Origin of the sequence: Bacteroides reticulotermitis JCM 10512 (assembly GCF_000517545.1) — a bacterium.
In the GTDB taxonomy this organism is placed as follows: Bacteria; Bacteroidota; Bacteroidia; order Bacteroidales; family Bacteroidaceae; genus Bacteroides; species Bacteroides reticulotermitis.
Genome location: NZ_BAIV01000003.1, coordinates 235964 through 252557 on the forward strand (window position 1 = coordinate 235964; position 16594 = coordinate 252557).

The 16594-nt window shown below is 43.4% G+C and carries 13 protein-coding genes, 1 other RNA gene and 6 pseudogenes; 9 read left to right on the forward strand and 11 right to left on the reverse strand.

The features are described 5' to 3' along the window. Positions 1 to 476: 476 nt before the first annotated feature. Together JCM10512_RS02855 and JCM10512_RS02860 are read right to left on the reverse strand one after the other, a co-directional pair. Positions 477 to 1537, reverse strand: a pseudogene (locus tag JCM10512_RS02855) (DUF4831 family protein). A gap of 73 nt (positions 1538 to 1610) precedes the next feature. Then, a pseudogene (locus tag JCM10512_RS02860) lies at positions 1611 to 3121 on the reverse strand (NAD(P)H-hydrate dehydratase). A gap of 180 nt (positions 3122 to 3301) precedes the next feature. On the opposite strand from JCM10512_RS02860, the gene JCM10512_RS02865 reads away from it, so the two are divergent. Further along, positions 3302 to 3514 carry a hypothetical protein gene (locus tag JCM10512_RS02865; protein WP_044160238.1) on the forward strand — a complete coding sequence of 71 codons (213 nt, stop codon included), beginning with the start codon at positions 3302 to 3304 and terminating at the stop codon, positions 3512 to 3514. 166 nt (positions 3515 to 3680) lie between these two features. Here the strand turns inward: JCM10512_RS02865 and JCM10512_RS02870 are convergent, their stop codons facing one another. From JCM10512_RS02870 to JCM10512_RS24770, 4 genes are all read right to left on the reverse strand, one after another. Then, the gene (locus tag JCM10512_RS02870) at positions 3681 to 4271 is read right to left on the reverse strand and encodes an L-2-amino-thiazoline-4-carboxylic acid hydrolase (protein ID WP_158332175.1); all 591 of its coding nucleotides are present in this window, start codon (positions 4269 to 4271) and stop codon (positions 3681 to 3683) included. Beyond that, positions 4261 to 4809 carry an RNA polymerase sigma factor gene (locus JCM10512_RS02875; RefSeq protein ID WP_044160242.1) on the reverse strand — a complete coding sequence of 183 codons (549 nt, stop codon included), beginning with the start codon at positions 4807 to 4809 and terminating at the stop codon, positions 4261 to 4263. The genes JCM10512_RS02870 and JCM10512_RS02875 overlap by 11 nt, the downstream gene beginning before the upstream one ends. Further along, positions 4799 to 5056 carry a hypothetical protein gene (locus tag JCM10512_RS02880; protein WP_044160244.1) on the reverse strand — a complete coding sequence of 86 codons (258 nt, stop codon included), beginning with the start codon at positions 5054 to 5056 and terminating at the stop codon, positions 4799 to 4801. The genes JCM10512_RS02875 and JCM10512_RS02880 overlap by 11 nt, the downstream gene beginning before the upstream one ends. A gap of 76 nt (positions 5057 to 5132) precedes the next feature. Further along, positions 5133 to 5357, reverse strand: coding sequence for a 4Fe-4S dicluster domain-containing protein (locus tag JCM10512_RS24770; protein ID WP_081741206.1), 225 nt, complete (start codon positions 5355 to 5357; stop codon positions 5133 to 5135). Positions 5358 to 5674: 317 nt separating this feature from the next. On the opposite strand from JCM10512_RS24770, the gene JCM10512_RS02885 reads away from it, so the two are divergent. From JCM10512_RS02885 to JCM10512_RS02915, 7 genes and pseudogenes are all read left to right on the forward strand, one after another. Further along, a complete protein-coding gene (locus JCM10512_RS02885) occupies positions 5675 to 7219 on the forward strand; it encodes a peptide MFS transporter (protein ID WP_044160308.1) in 1545 nt (514 codons plus the stop codon). Positions 7220 to 7259: 40 nt separating this feature from the next. After that, on the forward strand, positions 7260 to 7796 hold the full coding sequence (gene hpt / locus JCM10512_RS02890; protein WP_044160246.1) for a hypoxanthine phosphoribosyltransferase: 537 nt from the start codon (positions 7260 to 7262) through the stop codon (positions 7794 to 7796). A 36-nt stretch (positions 7797 to 7832) separates the two neighbouring features. Beyond that, on the forward strand, positions 7833 to 8402 hold the full coding sequence (locus tag JCM10512_RS02895; protein ID WP_044160248.1) for an adenylate kinase: 570 nt from the start codon (positions 7833 to 7835) through the stop codon (positions 8400 to 8402). Positions 8403 to 8424: 22 nt separating this feature from the next. Beyond that, a complete protein-coding gene (obgE, locus tag JCM10512_RS02900) occupies positions 8425 to 9585 on the forward strand; it encodes a GTPase ObgE (protein ID WP_044160250.1) in 1161 nt (386 codons plus the stop codon). Then, on the forward strand, positions 9582 to 10406 hold the full coding sequence (pgeF, locus tag JCM10512_RS02905) for a peptidoglycan editing factor PgeF (RefSeq protein ID WP_044160252.1): 825 nt from the start codon (positions 9582 to 9584) through the stop codon (positions 10404 to 10406). The genes obgE and pgeF overlap by 4 nt, the downstream gene beginning before the upstream one ends. A 29-nt stretch (positions 10407 to 10435) precedes the next feature. Beyond that, positions 10436 to 11100, forward strand: a pseudogene (locus JCM10512_RS02910) (B3/B4 domain-containing protein). A gap of 21 nt (positions 11101 to 11121) precedes the next feature. Beyond that, positions 11122 to 11768, forward strand: a pseudogene (locus tag JCM10512_RS02915) (M23 family metallopeptidase). 49 nt (positions 11769 to 11817) lie between these two features. On the opposite strand, the pseudogene JCM10512_RS02920 reads toward JCM10512_RS02915, so the two are convergent. The 4 genes and pseudogenes from JCM10512_RS02920 to JCM10512_RS02935 all read right to left on the reverse strand — a co-directional run bounded on the left by JCM10512_RS02920 (position 11818) and on the right by JCM10512_RS02935 (position 15086). Then, positions 11818 to 12968: pseudogene (locus JCM10512_RS02920) on the reverse strand (lactonase family protein). Positions 12969 to 13010: 42 nt separating this feature from the next. Beyond that, the gene (locus tag JCM10512_RS02925; protein WP_221240135.1) at positions 13011 to 13517 is read right to left on the reverse strand and encodes a DUF1858 domain-containing protein; all 507 of its coding nucleotides are present in this window, start codon (positions 13515 to 13517) and stop codon (positions 13011 to 13013) included. A 2-nt stretch (positions 13518 to 13519) separates the two neighbouring features. Then, positions 13520 to 14755: a DUF438 domain-containing protein gene (locus tag JCM10512_RS02930; protein ID WP_044160254.1), complete on the reverse strand. Its 1236-nt coding sequence runs from the start codon at positions 14753 to 14755 to the stop codon at positions 13520 to 13522. Positions 14756 to 14759: 4 nt separating this feature from the next. Further along, the gene (locus JCM10512_RS02935) at positions 14760 to 15086 is read right to left on the reverse strand and encodes a cupin domain-containing protein (protein ID WP_044160256.1); all 327 of its coding nucleotides are present in this window, start codon (positions 15084 to 15086) and stop codon (positions 14760 to 14762) included. A gap of 315 nt (positions 15087 to 15401) precedes the next feature. Here JCM10512_RS02935 and ssrA point away from each other — a divergent pair. Continuing rightward, positions 15402 to 15798: a transfer-messenger RNA gene (ssrA, locus tag JCM10512_RS21855) on the forward strand. Between the two features lie 317 nt (positions 15799 to 16115). Here the strand turns inward: ssrA and JCM10512_RS23345 are convergent. Next, positions 16116 to 16540, reverse strand: a pseudogene (locus tag JCM10512_RS23345) (transposase); the annotation flags it as partial. Positions 16541 to 16594: the final 54 nt, after the last annotated feature.

Below are 16594 nucleotides of genomic sequence, written 5' to 3' on the forward strand. Positions count from 1 at the left end.
TTTTATTGCAATAGATAAAGTTATCTGAAGTTTTAAAATCAAGTTGCTTGCATACAAACGACTATTTATGTTTCCGTACTGTGGCAGACTTCATGGGTGTTTTCAGCTTGATTGATCTGCCGACCCGATGCAAATTATTCATTGTGAGAGTTCGGTCGTTTACTGAAGAAGCTAATAAACTGAAAGGGCTGAAACCTAAATATAGTCTTGCTTTCAGTCTAATGTATTGTTTGTTAGCTCATTATGTGAAAACTGAAAGACTGAAGGCTAAAAGTGAACATTGTGTTGGAGGGAGTATTCTGGTATTGAAAAGGTATCATTTTACTGATACGTAGGCGATGGCTGGTATAAAGCGGTCATCCTCTATATGCGCGTAATAGGAGCGAAGGAGAATCTAAAGATTATAGGCTAAACAGCAAGGGCTGTCCAACAAAGTGGACAGCCCTTGCTGAATCATATTTCTTTCAAAAGTTTATTTATTTACCTTCTTCCCGGTCGACTTTAATCAAGGCACCTGTTGTCGGATCGAATAGAACTTTGATTGTCGAGTTCTTATTAAATAAAACGGGAGCCAGAAACTCTAAGACACCGAACTGAGTAACCGAAATCTCCTCCTCGTATAACTTTTGTTTGCCGTCGGTCAGTGTAACCAAAGCTTTGCCCGGTACGTTGTAGGCAATGCCATCCAGTTCTTTTTTCTTTTTCGGATCTTCCGGTGGAATAGTTACCGACTTTAAATCCTTCACATTGATATAATAAGGAGCTCCTGCCAGATCATTATTGCTACTACGCCCAATTTCTTTGAAAAGCGGAAAGCTACCTCATTGTTCAGTTCCTTATCCGGTGTGATGCGTACAATAAATGTTTTTTCTTCTTTTTCACTTGTTCCGGAAAACATCTCAGTCATGGCTTCCTCCTGAAGGTTCAGGTTGTCAAGCATGATCTTCAGCTGAGCTCCATCCGATGGTGTATTATCAGCTTGTCCTCGCAATAGAGCGTTTTTACTTTCGCGAATATTATAAATTTCTTTAGCCACCAGTTCAGCCATCTTTGCGGTAGAGTTTGTCATCAGAATCTCTTCCGTCAGAAATTCACGCGGATTGACCTTTTTGGGGGGAGTTAGCGTTGGCTTGGCTGCTTCTGCTTTCTTTCCGCTATAAGGTATATTGATTGATTTCACAATGCCATCTTCGGTCAATTCGATCAGCGGGGCAGCAGTTCTGTCTTTTAGCTTCACAAAATAAGTTGCGGCGTTGTTGGGCACCCCGACTGCTTTGATCGTTACCCCAACCAGTTCCCAATATTCATAAGCATCGGCAGCGACATTGGTAAGCCTTAAATATCGGTCGGCATATTTGCTAAATTCTCCCGGTGTATAGCTGACTTTATTGGTTTTTAGTTCAAGTTGGATTTGCGTTTGAGGGAGTGCATAGACTACTCCGTAATCTTTACCACGCGTTACACCTACAGAAACTTCGGTCTGTGCATAAGTCGAAGTTGCTATTAAGAGGCCCGCTGCGATGATTATTTTTTTCATATTCGGTTCTATTTAACTGGTTTTAAATAACAAAGTTAATGAAGTTATCGAAAAAACTCTAAATTCTTAACTTTTATTCGCTTACCGTTCGCCAGGCAATAGGCAGACAGGTGATGATATCACTTGCGATCAAGCTAATCATTCCGCGCTTTTTTTGAGCAAAGTCTCCTGCTAATCCATGCACATATGTGCCTATCTTAGCCGCATCCTCCGCAGAGTACCCTTGCGCAAGTAGGGCCAATACAACCCCGGTAAGCACGTCGCCACTTCCTCCTGTTGCCATGCCCGGATTACCGGTAGGATTGAAATAGCATTTGCCTTCGGGTGTAATGATTGTCGAATAAGCGCCTTTCAAGATGATATGTACCTTGGCTGTGCGGGCAAGCTCGCATGCTTTTGTTAGTCGCTCGTAAGAATCCTGACATTTGCCGTCAAGCGTTCTAGCTCTTTGGGGTGTGGAGTGAGAATCGATCCTTTGGGCAAATGCGTCAATGCGTGGCGATGGTTAGCCAGCATGTTGAGCGCGTCGGCATCGAGCACTACAGGTGTTTGACAATGTTCGAGCTGTTCCAATAAAGCCGCTTCCGTTTCTTCATTTTTACCGAGTCCCGGCCCGATACCTACAGCCTGATAATCATCCGTATCCGTGGGAACGGCAAAGTACATTTCATTCGCATCCGTTTCCACCATGGCTTCAGGAACGGCCGTTTGCAGTATATCGTTATTGCAAAGCGGAGCATGAACGGTTAGCAAGCCGGCACCGGAACGCAAACAAGCACGTGCTGCCAATATAGAAGCTCCCGCCATACCTTTCGATCCGGCAATCAGGAGCGCATGCCCGAAGTTCCCTTTGTGTGCAAATTGCGAACGTGGCTTCATTAATTCGCGGATGTCCTCAATCTCCAGCATTTCGTAGTTAGTCTCAGTTTCTTCGATCCCTTGCTCGTTCAACTCGATGTCAAGCAGATCCCATTCTCCGACAAACTCGGCATTCTCTACAAAAAGAAAGGCTAATTTGGGTAGTTGCAGGCTGAATGTGAAGTCAGCCCGGATGATGTTGCTTTTAATATTGAAGGTATTCTCTTCTCCCATCAGTCCCGAAGGTGTATCGATAGCAACCACCATTGCTGATGCAGAATTAATATACTTCACTACAGCAGCGAATCCTCCGCTTAAGGGTTTGTTCAGTCCCGAACCAAAAAGCCCGTCTATCACCAAATGTTGTGGGGTTAGGGCAGGGGGAACGAATTTCGTACTAATTTCATGGAAAGTAACTTCTTCCATGATTTCCACCAGTTCCTTGTTTGTCTGGCAATCCGGCGAAAGTTCTCCCTTGGTATTAAAAAGATATACTTCCACTTTGTAACTACGTTCGGCCAACATACGTGCAACGGCGAGTGCATCTCCACCGTTGTTACCCGGTCCGGCAAAGACAGTGATGGGAGTTTCCGGTTTCCATCTGTCGGTAATGGCCTTTGTTAGTGCTTTGGCGGCGCGTTCCATTAAATCGATCGAGGCAATCGGTTCGTGTTCAATGGTATAAGCATCCAACTTCTTGATGCTGCTGCTTGGAAATATTTTCATTGCGATATTCTTTTAAAGTTTTTGACCCACAAATGTACGTAAAAACTCTGATTATATGTAGATATTCGGTTGGGTAACACTACTTCTTGCCTCCATTTTTGCGTTACTCGCACCGGCATTGGTTCGCCGTTGGGGAGCGCAATATTCAATCGGTGGATAAATCATCTAGTTCCGGAGAATATGCAATTACTTACTTCCGGACTGGATGCGGTTCATCCCGCTGCGTCACATATTCCTTTAGGGGGCTTATATCAGGAAGCGATGAGACAGGCCCTGCTGGTTAGCATCAAGGAGATTTACGGTTGGATATGTATTGTAGGGCTCATCTTTCTTCTGATGATACTGAGTTATCGGTATTTCAATAAGATAGGTGTTGGGGGGGATCGGGGATGAGCCAAGTCAGGCGAATCTTGAAGCGAGATTCGCTGGCTACTCATAAAAGGCAAGTTTTAAATTAGTCGATTCTTTCTGAGGGAATAGAGTTAGGGCTATCCGATCTTTTGGAAAGCCCTAACTAGCATTCAACTGATTGTATATTAATAAAGCGATTTGTCTTTTGCTAGATCCTTTCCAGGTGAAAGTCACATCGGTTTCCTGAGGTTGCCAACGTTTCATTACGTGAAAACCGGATGCCCGGTATAGCACTGTAGCAGATTGAATTGCATTCGCAAAAGATGGAGGTTAACTCCGGACACTGGAATATGTGAAAGAAATCCGAGTAGAAACAAGCTGTCATTTCAAAGTTGAGAGAACGCTCTGTTTGGATGTTCCATTGGATATTCCATCCGGTCGTCGGAAACTTTTTCTCCAAGATGCGTGGAATAGCTTTCCACAAATATGAATTAACGAGTGGTATGCTGAATAAAAAGCTCCACTCTTTTCCGGTCGGGTTCATGGCTGAATGCACAGCCGCCTTTACTTTCCGATATGCTTCTGCGGCGCTGTATCCTTCCGCCTGCATCGCTTTGTATAAAGCTAGGGTTGGTATTAGCGATGTGCTCAGAAAATGATTGGTAGCTTCTCCATTCAAAAGGCACCATTGTATCTTTTCTACTTCTTGGCAGGCTTTCTCCCGAATGCCGGTAGGTTGCTCTTTCCATAATTTACCCACCCGGCTCTTGCTTAGCATCCGTTCTGCACTAGTCATCATAAAGTAAGGCTTCATACACTTCTTTTAATCGTTTACGTAAATGTTTCACGGCGTAGTGTTTTCTCGAAAGCAGCGTTTTGACCGATACGCCTGTTTGGGCGGAGAGATCTTTGAAACTGACCCCGTTTAACTCTGTCTGCTCAAACACAAGCCGCTGTTCGGAAGGCAACTCATCCAATGCCTGCGCCAACTCTTCCCACACTAACGCCTTTAGATACTCTTTGTCGGGAGCCTGATTTTCGTCCGCCAGTATCTCCGTTACTTCGTATACGAAAGTATCTTCTCCTTTTCGAATCGCACTTTGCGGTATTCTATCTTCCTTCTGTTTACGAGTTCGGTCGATTATGTTATTCCGTGCTACCTGATAGAGCCATCCTGAAATCTGCATGACCGACGTCGTCTCTTCCGTTTGGATGAGGCTCAGAAAAACATCTTGCAGAATATCCTCCGCATCTTCCTCTTCCGGAACTCGATCGCTGATAAAGGCTAAGAGCTTTCGCCGATACTTTTCGAAAACCTCGGCGATGTTATTCTTCATAGTTTGCTTGCTCGTCGCTAAACCTATTCAGTCTTTTCATGATAAATTCTTTTCTTTCTTCGCGTGACATGCCATGCATTCTTTCATGCAGGTGTCTGTGTCTGCCTCTGTGACCGAAATGCCGACCGAAATGTCCGCCGAAGTGTCCTGTCAGTAAGCGGAATAGTACAGCCAGGCCTAACGCTTGCCAATAGTTGATACAGCTCCAGCCTGTGATAGCCGGAATCAGTAAATTCCACAGTCCCATAATGGCAGCAACAAATAGCGCATGATTACTATTCCACCAATGACATGAAGCGTAATTCTAAAGCAATTCTTCTTTTTCATATTCTTTTTCTTCTAAAAAAATTATAATCTGGTTTATTTACGTGTATCGCTTTGGTTGGACAAGCTTTCTCGCATCTCCTGCAACCGGTACACAAATCAGCGTTTGCCACATTGACAAAACAACACATGCCGTTTTCTACGATTCTTAAAACACCCCGGGGACAATATTCCACGCATCTGCCGCAGCCTATACAATCGTATGTAAAAAGTTCTATTTCCATCTTTTCTTTGGTCTTCTCATTTAAGTAGACGAACAGCTGCCACAAATATTTTAAGCAATCTGCTTTTTTTTGTAGAAAAGGCAAATTATGGGGGAAGGTCGAACTTATGCAAAGATATTCTATCTTGTGGATTTTTATCTCCCGACGTTCAATTTATGTGCATTCAGCAGTAGATATGCAATGAACCTATCAGGCAGTACTTAGCCCGGCAATATTATTCGGTGTTGAGGGTGAAGAATAGTGGAGAGATATAAAACCGCTTTCATCTTCTTTTTGTACTTTTGTATCCCGTAGTTAAAACCAAACAATACAAAATTATGAGTGCAATAAAGAGTCACCCCAAAGGCCTCTATCTGATTTTTGCAACGAGCACGGCAGAGCGTTTCAGTTATTACGGTATGCGCGCCATTTTCATCCTGTTTCTGACACAGGCGTTGATGTTCGATAAAGAAGCGGCTGCTTCTATCTACGGTAGTTATACCGGATTGGTTTACCTTACTCCGTTGATCGGAGGGTATCTTGCCGATAAATACTGGGGAATTCGTCGTTCCATATTCTGGGGCGCTATGATGATGGCAATTGGACAGTTTCTGATGTTTATGAGTGCCTCTACTTTAAACAATACCGAAGTGGCTCATGGACTGATGTATGGCGGACTGACTTTTCTCATTATGGGTAACGGTTGTTTCAAACCTACTGTCGCTGCTCTGGTTGGGCAATTGTACGAACCGGGGGATAAACGCCTGGATGCTGCCTACACTATTTTCTATATGGGCGTAAACGTTGGTTCTTTCGCTGCGCCTCTGATCTGCGGTTATTTGGGTGATACGGGTAATCCGCAGGATTTCAAGTGGGGATTTCTGGCTTCGGGTATTATGACTTTGTTTACCATCGTACTATTCGAAACACAAAAGAATAAATACCTCTTTTCTCCTGTTGGTGAGCCGATCGGAATCATTCCCGGTGCCAAGCGTGAAAAGCAGAAAGATAAAGCCGAACAGATTGTCCACCCCAAAATGGATAAACGGATGAAGTTACGCAATGCGGTTATTATCGGCTTGCTAACCATCCTATTGATTACTTTCTTTTGTTATGCTTTTCCGGGCGATTGGGTCAGTATTGGAATCTTCACAGCTTGTATCGTATTCCCTGTTCTTGTATTGCTGGATGGTTCGCTTACTAAGATAGAACGGAGCCGGATATTCGTTATCTATATTATCGCATTCTTCGTCATCTTCTTCTGGGCTGCTTATGAACAGGCAGGAGCTTCGTTGACACTCTTTGCTTCCGAACAGACTGACCGAACGATATTAGGGTGGGAGATGCCTGCTTCTTGGTTCCAGTCGTTCAATCCTCTTTTTGTGGTGCTTTTGGCTTATATCATGCCGGGTGTATGGAGTTTCCTGAGTAAGCGGAAGTTGGAGCCCGCTTCTCCTACTAAACAAGCAATCGGTCTGTTACTACTTTCATTGGGCTATCTCTTTATATGTTTCGGAGTGAAAGATCTTATTCCCGGAGTTAAGGTGAGTATTGTCTGGTTAACGGGGCTTTACTTTATTCATACGATGGGAGAAATCGCTTTGTCACCTATCGGACTGTCCATGGTAAACAAGCTAAGTCCTCTGCGTTTTGCTTCGCTGATGATGGGTATTTGGTATCTTTCTACAGCTACTGCCAATAAGTTCGCTGGTATGCTGAGTGGTCTTTATCCGGAGGAAGGGAAGGTGAAAACTCTCTTTGGTTATCAAATTGCAACCATGTACGATTTCTTTATGGTTTTTGTAATTATGTCCGGAATTGCGTCGCTTATTCTCTTCCTACTTTCAAAGAAATTGCAAAAGATGATGCATGGAGTGGAATAAAAGTTGTATTTTTGCCTCAACTTTTTAAAAAACTCTGGTTATGAATACCATTCAAATAAAAGACAAACAGTTTAAAGTATCCATTAAGGAACAGGAGATTCTAAAAGAAGTGATTCGCGTAGCGAACGAAATTAACCGTGACCTGGCAGATAAAAACCCTCTCTTTCTCAGTGTATTGAACGGCTCGTTCATGTTTACGGCCGACCTGATGAAACACATAACGATTCCTTGTGAGATATCGTTTGTGAAGTTAGCGTCTTATCAGGGAATAACCTCTACGGGTGTAATCAAAGAAGTCATCGGACTGAATGAAGACATAGCTGGACGTACGGTTGTGATCGTAGAGGATATCGTTGATACAGGTATCACTATGCAGCGTCTGCTCGAAACGCTTGGTACGCGCAATCCTGCTTCGATTCATATCGCTTCGCTATTGGTGAAACCCGAAAAACTGAAAGTTAAACTGGATATCAACTACGTAGCTATGGAAATTCCAAATGATTTCATCGTAGGCTACGGTTTGGATTATGACGGTTACGGACGTAACTACCCCGACATTTACACAGTAATAGATTAAAATCAAATACAAATTAATTATTTAAGGTAAGAAAAGATGTTGAATATTGTAATTTTTGGCGCTCCGGGTTCGGGTAAAGGAACACAGAGCGAACGGATTGTGGAAAAATATGGTCTAAATCATATCTCAACCGGTGATGTTTTGCGTGCCGAAATTAAGAATGGAACAGAGCTGGGTAAAACCGCTAAAGGTTATATCGACCAAGGTCAGTTGATTCCTGACGAATTGATGATTGATATTTTGGCAAGCGTATTTGACAGCTTCACAGATAGCAAAGGTGTAATTTTCGATGGTTTCCCTCGGACAATTGCACAGGCGGAAGCACTAAAGAATATGTTGATCGCAAGAAAACAAGATGTTTCGGTTATGCTCGATTTGGATGTTCCGGAAGAGGAATTGATGACTCGTCTGATCAAACGCGGTAAAGACTCCGGTCGCGCTGATGATAATGAAGAAACAATCAAGAAGCGTCTGGCTGTTTATCATTCACAGACTGCTCCATTAATTGATTGGTATAAAAAAGAAAATAAATACCAGCACATCAATGGTCTGGGATCATTGGAAGATATATCCCAGGAAATTTATAAAGCAATAGATAGCTTGTAATTAGAAAGGAATAGAAAGAAGTATGGCTGAATCGAATTTTGTTGACTACGTAAAGATATACTGCCGCTCTGGTAAGGGCGGGAGAGGATCTACGCACATGAGGCGCGAGAAATATTGTCCCAACGGAGGCCCCGATGGGGGTGATGGCGGAAGAGGAGGCCATATAATCTTGCGCGGTAATCGCAATTACTGGACATTGCTTCACCTAAAGTATGACCGTCACGCAATGGCTGGTCATGGTGAATCGGGAAGCAAGAACCGTAGTTTCGGAAAAGACGGTGTGGATAAAGTGATAGAAGTTCCCTGCGGAACAGTGGTGTATAACGCTGAAACCGGGGAATATCTTTGTGACGTGACTGACGACGGACAAGAAGTAATCTTGATGAAAGGCGGTCGTGGAGGTCTGGGAAACTGTCACTTTAAAACTTCTACCCGTCAGGCACCACGTTTTGCCCAACCGGGTGAACCGATGCAGGAGATGACGGTTATTATGGAACTGAAACTTCTGGCTGATGTCGGATTGGTAGGTTTCCCTAATGCCGGAAAATCCACGTTGCTCTCTTCTGTTTCGGCTGCGAAACCTAAGATTGCGGACTATCCGTTTACTACACTTGAACCCAATCTGGGTATTGTCTCTTATCGCGACGGCAAGTCGTTTGTGATGGCTGACATACCGGGAATTATCGAGGGAGCTAGTCAGGGGAAAGGACTCGGGCTTCGTTTCCTACGCCACATCGAACGTAACTCATTATTGTTGTTCATGGTTCCGGCGGATAGCGATGATATCCGTAACGAGTATGAAATCTTGCTGAACGAATTGAGTACTTTCAATCCGGAAATGCTTGATAAACAACGTATCCTGGCTGTTACTAAAAGCGATATGCTCGATCAGGAGTTGATGGACGAGATCGAACCGACGTTGCCCGAAGGCGTTCCTCATTTATTTATATCCTCTGTTGCCGGTTTGGGCATCTCGGAGTTGAAAGACATCATCTGGGAGGAACTGAATAAGGAAAGCAATAAGATCGAAGCGATTGTTCACCGTCCGAAAGATGTGAGTCACTTGAAACAGGAACTCAAGGATATGGGCGAGGATGAAGATTTCGTTTATGAGTATGAGGATACTGATGAGGACGATGATCTCGATTATGAATATGAAGAGGAGGATTGGGAAGACAAATGATTTCAATCACAGAAGATAAAAGAATGTTGGGGTACGAGTCATTAAGCTCGTGCTCCAACATTTCTCATTTTGTAACGACCCGTAACGGAGGGGCTAGTGAAGGCCCGTATGGAACTTTCAACTGTTCACCTTACAGCGGAGATCGGGAAGAAGCAGTGAAACAGAATCAGTCTCTGTTGCTTGAAGGGATGCGGTGTCAACCTGAGGAGTTAGTTATTCCTTTTCAGACACACGGAACGAAAAGCGTGGTGATTGATGAAGGCTTCTCGGCAATATCCGCGGAGCGGAAAAAGGAAATGCTACATGGTGTAGATGCTTTGATTACTTCCATACCGGGGTACTGTCTTTGTGTGTCGACAGCCGACTGTGTACCTGTTTTGCTTTACGACCGGAAGAATGGGGTAGTAGCTGCGGTTCATGCGGGGTGGCGCGGTACGGTGAATTATATTCTTCGGGAGACCTTATGCAGTATGAAGCGTTTGTTTGGAACCGATGGGGAAGATGTAACGGCTTGTATCGGTCCGAGTATCTCGCTTGCGTCGTTTGAAGTTGGCGAAGAAGTGTATGAAGCGTTTCAGCGTAAAGGGTTCGATATGCCTCGCATTTCTGTATGGAACGAGGCAACCCGGAAACATCACATCGATCTCTGGGAAGCGAATCGTTTGCAGTTGTTGGCTTTGGGAGTTTCTGAAAAACAAATTGAAATTTCCGGAATTTGTACCTATATTTGCCACGATCAATTCTTTTCCGCAAGAAGGCTTGGCATAAACTCCGGTCGCATCTTGTCCGGAATCATGCTAAATAAAGAGGAAGTAAGGTAAATTAAGCTTCCTGAAAAAAGAACGAAGTTATGTTTGAAATAAAAATATCGCAGGAAATCAAAGATGCTTGTCCGGTATTTGCGGGTGTTGCCGTGTATGCCAAGGTTCGGAATACGCCTTTTAGCGAAGGACTTTGGACTGAAATAGAAGCGTTCACTGAGGAACTTACGACCAACTCGCGAATCGAAGATATCAAACTTCAACCCGTTATTGCCGCCACACGTGAAGCGTACAAGCGTTGCGGTAAGGATCCCGGGCGTTACCGTCCGTCGTCCGAAGCATTGCGTCGCCGTCTGTTGCGAGGAATTCCTTTGTATCGGATTGATACATTGGTCGACTTGATCAATTTGGTTTCTCTTCGTACCGGTCATTCAATCGGTGGATTCGATGCGGATAAAATTGTCGGTAACTATCTCGAACTGGGTATAGGTAAGGCGGCTGAACCTTTTGAAGGGATCGGTCGTGGTGTACTGAATATCGAAGGACTTCCCGTTTATCGGGATGCAGTGGAGGAATCGGTACACCTACCAGTGATCACGAACGAACCAAAATGGATATTGAGACTACGCATATATTGGCGCTTATCAATGGCTACAATGGAAAAGACGGTTTGAAAGAAGCGGCTGAGATGACGCAAGAACTTTTGGCAAAGTATGCTGAGGGAACTGAGTTTGAAGTGTGTTTTTACGAATAAAAAAAGAGGAAGATATATACCATGAAAAACCAATTGTTACTAATCGCAGGTTTGTTTGTTGCCGCAACTCTTTCGGCTCAGGACAAACCAAACTTCTCCTCGATGGAAGTCAATCATATCCGGGTGGCAACTCCCGGGCTCTTTTCAACCGGGAAGTCTGTTTTCTTGAATCTTGATTCTTTGGCCGAGCATGAGTATGCGTTCCCGTTGCCGGGAGCGAAGGTCATTTCGGCATATGGTTCTCGGGGAGGGCATTCGGGAGCGGATATAAAAACGTGTGCTAAGGATACGATTCGTTGCGCTTTCGATGGCGTAGTACGCATGGCGAAGCTTATAGTGCGTATGGCAATGTTGTTGTAGTCCGTCATGCGAATGGATTGGAAACTATTTACAGTCACAACCTGACCAACTTTGTTAAAAGCGGAGATGTTATCAAAGCCGGTGAACCTATTGGGCTGACAGGGCGTACCGGTCGTGCTACCACCGAACACCTTCATTTTGAAACCCGCATCAACGGACAACACTTTAATCCAAACCTCATTTTCGATTTGAAAGAAGGTACGCTGCGGAAAGAATGTATCAAATGTACGAAGAACGGGAAAGGCGTTGTTGTGAAAACACAGGCTGGTAAAACGAAAGTTGATTTAGCCCAACAACCAGGCAAATAGGGAGTGTCTCCTCCCATTTGCAACAGCAGATAATGATAAACTTTGTGCGTTACGGTACGAACTTGAGGCAAACCGGTTTATCCAACTTTATATCTTTTTGAATGTCAGTCAGTAGGCCTGTATCCGTATTCCGTTCATAAACCTGAATCACGTTACTATCTCTGCATGCTGCCAGTAGGTATTTACCATTGGGCGTAATGACGAAGTTGCGCGGATGAATCCCTGTTAACTGATAGCTACTTTCGTTAATAAACCATTGGCCGGGTTGATTCGGAAAATGGCAATACCATCAGCTTGTAACCGGTTGCTGGCATATAAAAACTTACCGTCCGGGCTGATGTGAATATCGGCACTACCTTTGGCGGCTACCGTATCGGCGGCAATGGTTTGAAACTCCTTCAAATTACCATCCTTGTATGTAAAGGCAACAACTGTGCCTGCTAACTCATTAATGAGGTAAGCAAATGTTCCATCGGGAGAGAAAGTCAGATGGCGAGGTCCTGAACCGGGAGCAACTTGAAAAGATTCGGGAGATCCTTTTGTTAGGAAGGGATCTGGGTTATCTGCTCCCGTATTCGGATGAATGTTGTATTTATAGATCTGATCGGTTCCCAAGTCATTGGCAAGTAGGTATTTTCCATCCGGAGTAATGGATACACAATGCAAATGTGCTTTCTCTTGGCGTTCTTTGTCGCTGCCACTTCCTTCAAACTTTAGTACACGAGAAGCGGGGAGTAATGAACCGTCTTTAGCGATGGGCAGTACAGATATACTTCCACCGCTATAATTGGCAGTTACTACATTCTTGCCATTTGTAAGAAGGTAGCAAGGATCTTCGCCGTTTGTAGGCTGCGAGTTTAGTAAACGTAACGTCCCATTCGACTGGTCGAGAGCAAAAGCGTAAACAGCCGCATGCTTATCTCCGAATTCACTGACCGCATAAACCATTCGACCATCGGCTGAAGGAATCAGATAGGAGGGATTACCTATTTCAGTCTCGCTTAGCGGAACGGCTATTCCACTTTCTTCGTTAAAACGATAGGTATAGATGCCTTTGCTCGTTCCGGATGTATATGTTCCTACAAGCATGGTCAACTCCCCTTTGTTCGCCAATTCTACCTGCGCTTGCGTACTCTTTTTCGAGGTGCAACCGCTGGTCGCTATTCCAATCATACAAATAGTCGTTAGCACTTTTATCATATCAGTATTCTTTTCTATTGAAATGTAAAAGTAAGCAATGTTTTACTTTATAACAAAGAAGGAGTGCTCATTCTGTATCCACACCCGAAACTCTTTGCTTTTAAGCATATCTATAACCGGTACTGTTTTGAAAGGAGTCATCACTTGCATAATAGCTCCTTTCCCCAAATTCTTGGCAAGAGAGATAATTTCTTGTAGGGGAGCTTGTCCGCTCTCTATTAACGGACGCGCGTCAAAGCGAATCGATATACGATTCTCATCATACCAGTCGGGCATTATCTCCATATCTTCCGCTTCGTGAAGATCCGTTTGGATTGGTGCGACAGACAAACCTGCTGCCTCTCTCAACTTCTGTACAAATTGAGCCGGCGGAATTTTAGCGATCGAGGCGGCCTGCTGTAAGGATGTTACCTTGGCAATGGTGCGCCGAAGAATCGGATTGCGCAATTTGGCAAAAGCAGGAGATAGCTCGATTAGCTTTTCCTCCAATGCAGGATAGTTATCCAGCAAATCTCCGACTTTAGTTTGTAGATGAATGTCTATTTTCATATTTACTTGTTGGCATAGGATAATAAGCGTTGATCTCCTTCGAGGCTACGCAAATCATCGATGATCTGTGTTATTTCCATTACACCCAGATACTCATTATCGCTTCCTCGGAGAGCTGTATATTCGATATAGACAAATTTCCCCATGAAAGACGATATCCAGAAGGCCGCTTTATTCTCTTTCCCACTTTTGAAGTCACTTATAATCTGCTCTACAATATGTACACTTCCGGGAGGGTGGCACAAGCGCACATCCCGTCCAATGATGGAGCGATTACGGTCGAAAACCTTCTTTGTCCCGTGGGAGAAGAATTTCACTTTATCATTCTTGTCGACAAATGTAATGTCAATGGGCAGCGTTTTGAAGATTGCTTCCAACTCTTGAGACGAGAAACTACCGGTCGACACCTGAATAGCGTCCGCCGACATAAATACCGGTTTACTTTCTATATTGCCCGAAGGTTTCCATTCCTGTTGCGGATCGTATAGCGTAAAACCGTATTGCGGAGTTTCATTGTAAATTTGATACCAATCTTCTTCTTTCAAGGTGTCAAGAGCCATGGGAAGCAGAATCTCTTCTTCCTTCATGATCATGCCTTCTATTGCCTCTGTGGCAGGAACGAGAACCATTACAATCAGTGCCGGAACTTCTTCGGCAGAGATCGGTTCTTTGGAAGAAAGAGCTTCATGGGCGGCATTTAGTAACTCTCTGGTTTCATCATGCTTACCCCACATTACTTTTGGAGGCCCGGTAATTCCGGCTTTCTCTAGAAACGGGAACAATAGATATTCTTTACGTTTGTAGTGCTTGTCCACATCCGAGAGAAAGTTGAATACAGACTTCAGTTGCAAAAGGTAGTCCTTCACCTCTTCATCTTTTAGCTTATTTCCCTTATCAAAGAGTTGGCGGGCTTTTGTTATATACTCTTCCAGCGCACGGTTTTCTTTCTTAAAAGTATCGACCGGATGTCCTGCCGGAACAGATTTCACTGCTGAGGTATCGATGCTTCCATCCAATACCATTGTGTGGATATCGCAGAAACGGAGCACTTCTTCTTCCGGTAAACCTTCGGCAATAAGTTCTTGTTCCACCTCTACCACTTCGTTGTAGGGAACCGACTTGAGTACTTCAACCAAACGATTCTTTACCACTTCCGGGGCTTCGTTTTGGTGGAGCTGCAAGATGAGGTGTTTTAACAGCTCTTTTCTCTTCTGAGAGTTATTGATGAATTCACTCATAAGTCTATCCTTTTATCATAGTTAGTAACATCTTGAATTTCTCAACAGCAAACAATGCATGTGTGATATTGGCAGGCATGATAATGCTTTCACCTTGTTTGACCAAGTGAGGTTCGCCGTTGATTTTAATCTCCGCTTCTCCGTCGAGTACCTGTACCATGGCGTCAAATGGGGCGGTGTGGGCGCTTAATCCCTGTCCTTTATCGAAAGAGAAAAGCGTAATATTGCCTGCTTCATTTTTAAGCACTTGTTTGCTGACAACGCCTCCAGTTGAATAATCTACTAACTGAGCTAAACTCAAAACCGTACCTTTTTCAAATGTTGCACTCATAATCTATTCTGATTTAATAAATGAATAAACGAAACCATATTATAGAAACACTCAATTCCTCTTATTTGTTCGAGAACTCTGGTAGATGAAGTCTTCATCTGTGGAGTCTTTGACAAATAGAAATCAGGTAGTAAAAGATAGTAGGGTTGAGGCTTTTTCGATATCTGTAATGATAATAATTGCAAAGAAATGGCGACCCGTAACAAAAGAATATCTATCTTTGCAGCGAAGAATCTAGAATTGTGGAGTTAGGCAATGGATTTATTCCACTACAAAGCAATATTGGTATTCTTATTCTAAAAGTTGTAGAACTCTGGGGTTGACTGGATTTGACAGCGGGTAGAAATAGTGAGTAAGCATGCAGTGGGTCGGTAATTTCCACTTAAATCTCAGTTATCAAAACTTTATCTGGCGAAACAAATTACGCTCTTGCTGCTTAATCGAATCACAGTAGATTAGCTTAATCCAGGTACTAGGTACCAGGACGAGACATCACTCGGAAGCTGTTGCTCCGAAGCATTCCGATCCAGTGGTGCAGTCAAATCGGGGATAGTTGGAAGTGGCCTTGCACTTTTGATGAAACTAAAGAGGATAAGGCAGGGATTGATGGCTTTGGTTCTGTTCTTGCTCGAAAAATTAGGCAAAGATAAGCATGTAGAAAGCTTATGATTTCCTCGTTTGGACGAGGGTTCGATTCCCTCCAGCTCCACGAAAGATTAAGTTAAGCCGCTGATTATCAGCGGCTTTTTATTTTATAGAACTCTTTATTCCCCCTTATTTATGATGAGGTTTTATGTTACTTTAACTCAGACATAAATTTATCTCTGTTTTAAGACGACTCAACCTATATTTAATGTGGGGATATTTTTCTCATTAACAAAAATAGGTTATCATCAATGGTGAGTTTTATGTTTCCCTAGATTATTATAAAATCTCGCAAAGGTGAGAAACTATGAGTTATTTGCCAAAGCATGGGTCTATGCCTAAATTTTTATTAATTTAAACAGGTATATCCACGACTCCCCTTAGCTATGCTATGAATTGCTTGATTTTTGCATTGAAGGATTCTGCTGCAGCATTAGACGACCTATTTACGTAGAAGTTTAATATTTCATCACTTCGGTCATAGAGTGTAGCCGCTATTGTGTTGAATGAATCAAACCCTGACTCTTCTACATCATTATACCACCTAGCCAGATTTATTTTTGCACCTTTCTTTTATTGAAAAGCATCCTCTGCGAATGACACAGAGAGTACGCTCGTTCAATATCCGGATATTCCTCAAAAAGAATTTTGCCTCTGAGTTTCTGACTCTTAGTCCATTTTTACACAGATTTGAACAATAGATATCGTTTTTTGGCAAGCAATTCTTTTCTAGTATCCCCATTCTCAAACGTGGTTGAAACGTACCTTTTCTTTAAATCTTTAGCTTCTTGTCTGGCATCCGTCTCCTGTAGCATGGATGGTAAGCATATTATTAATATCTTCGATTTTAACTATATCAATGG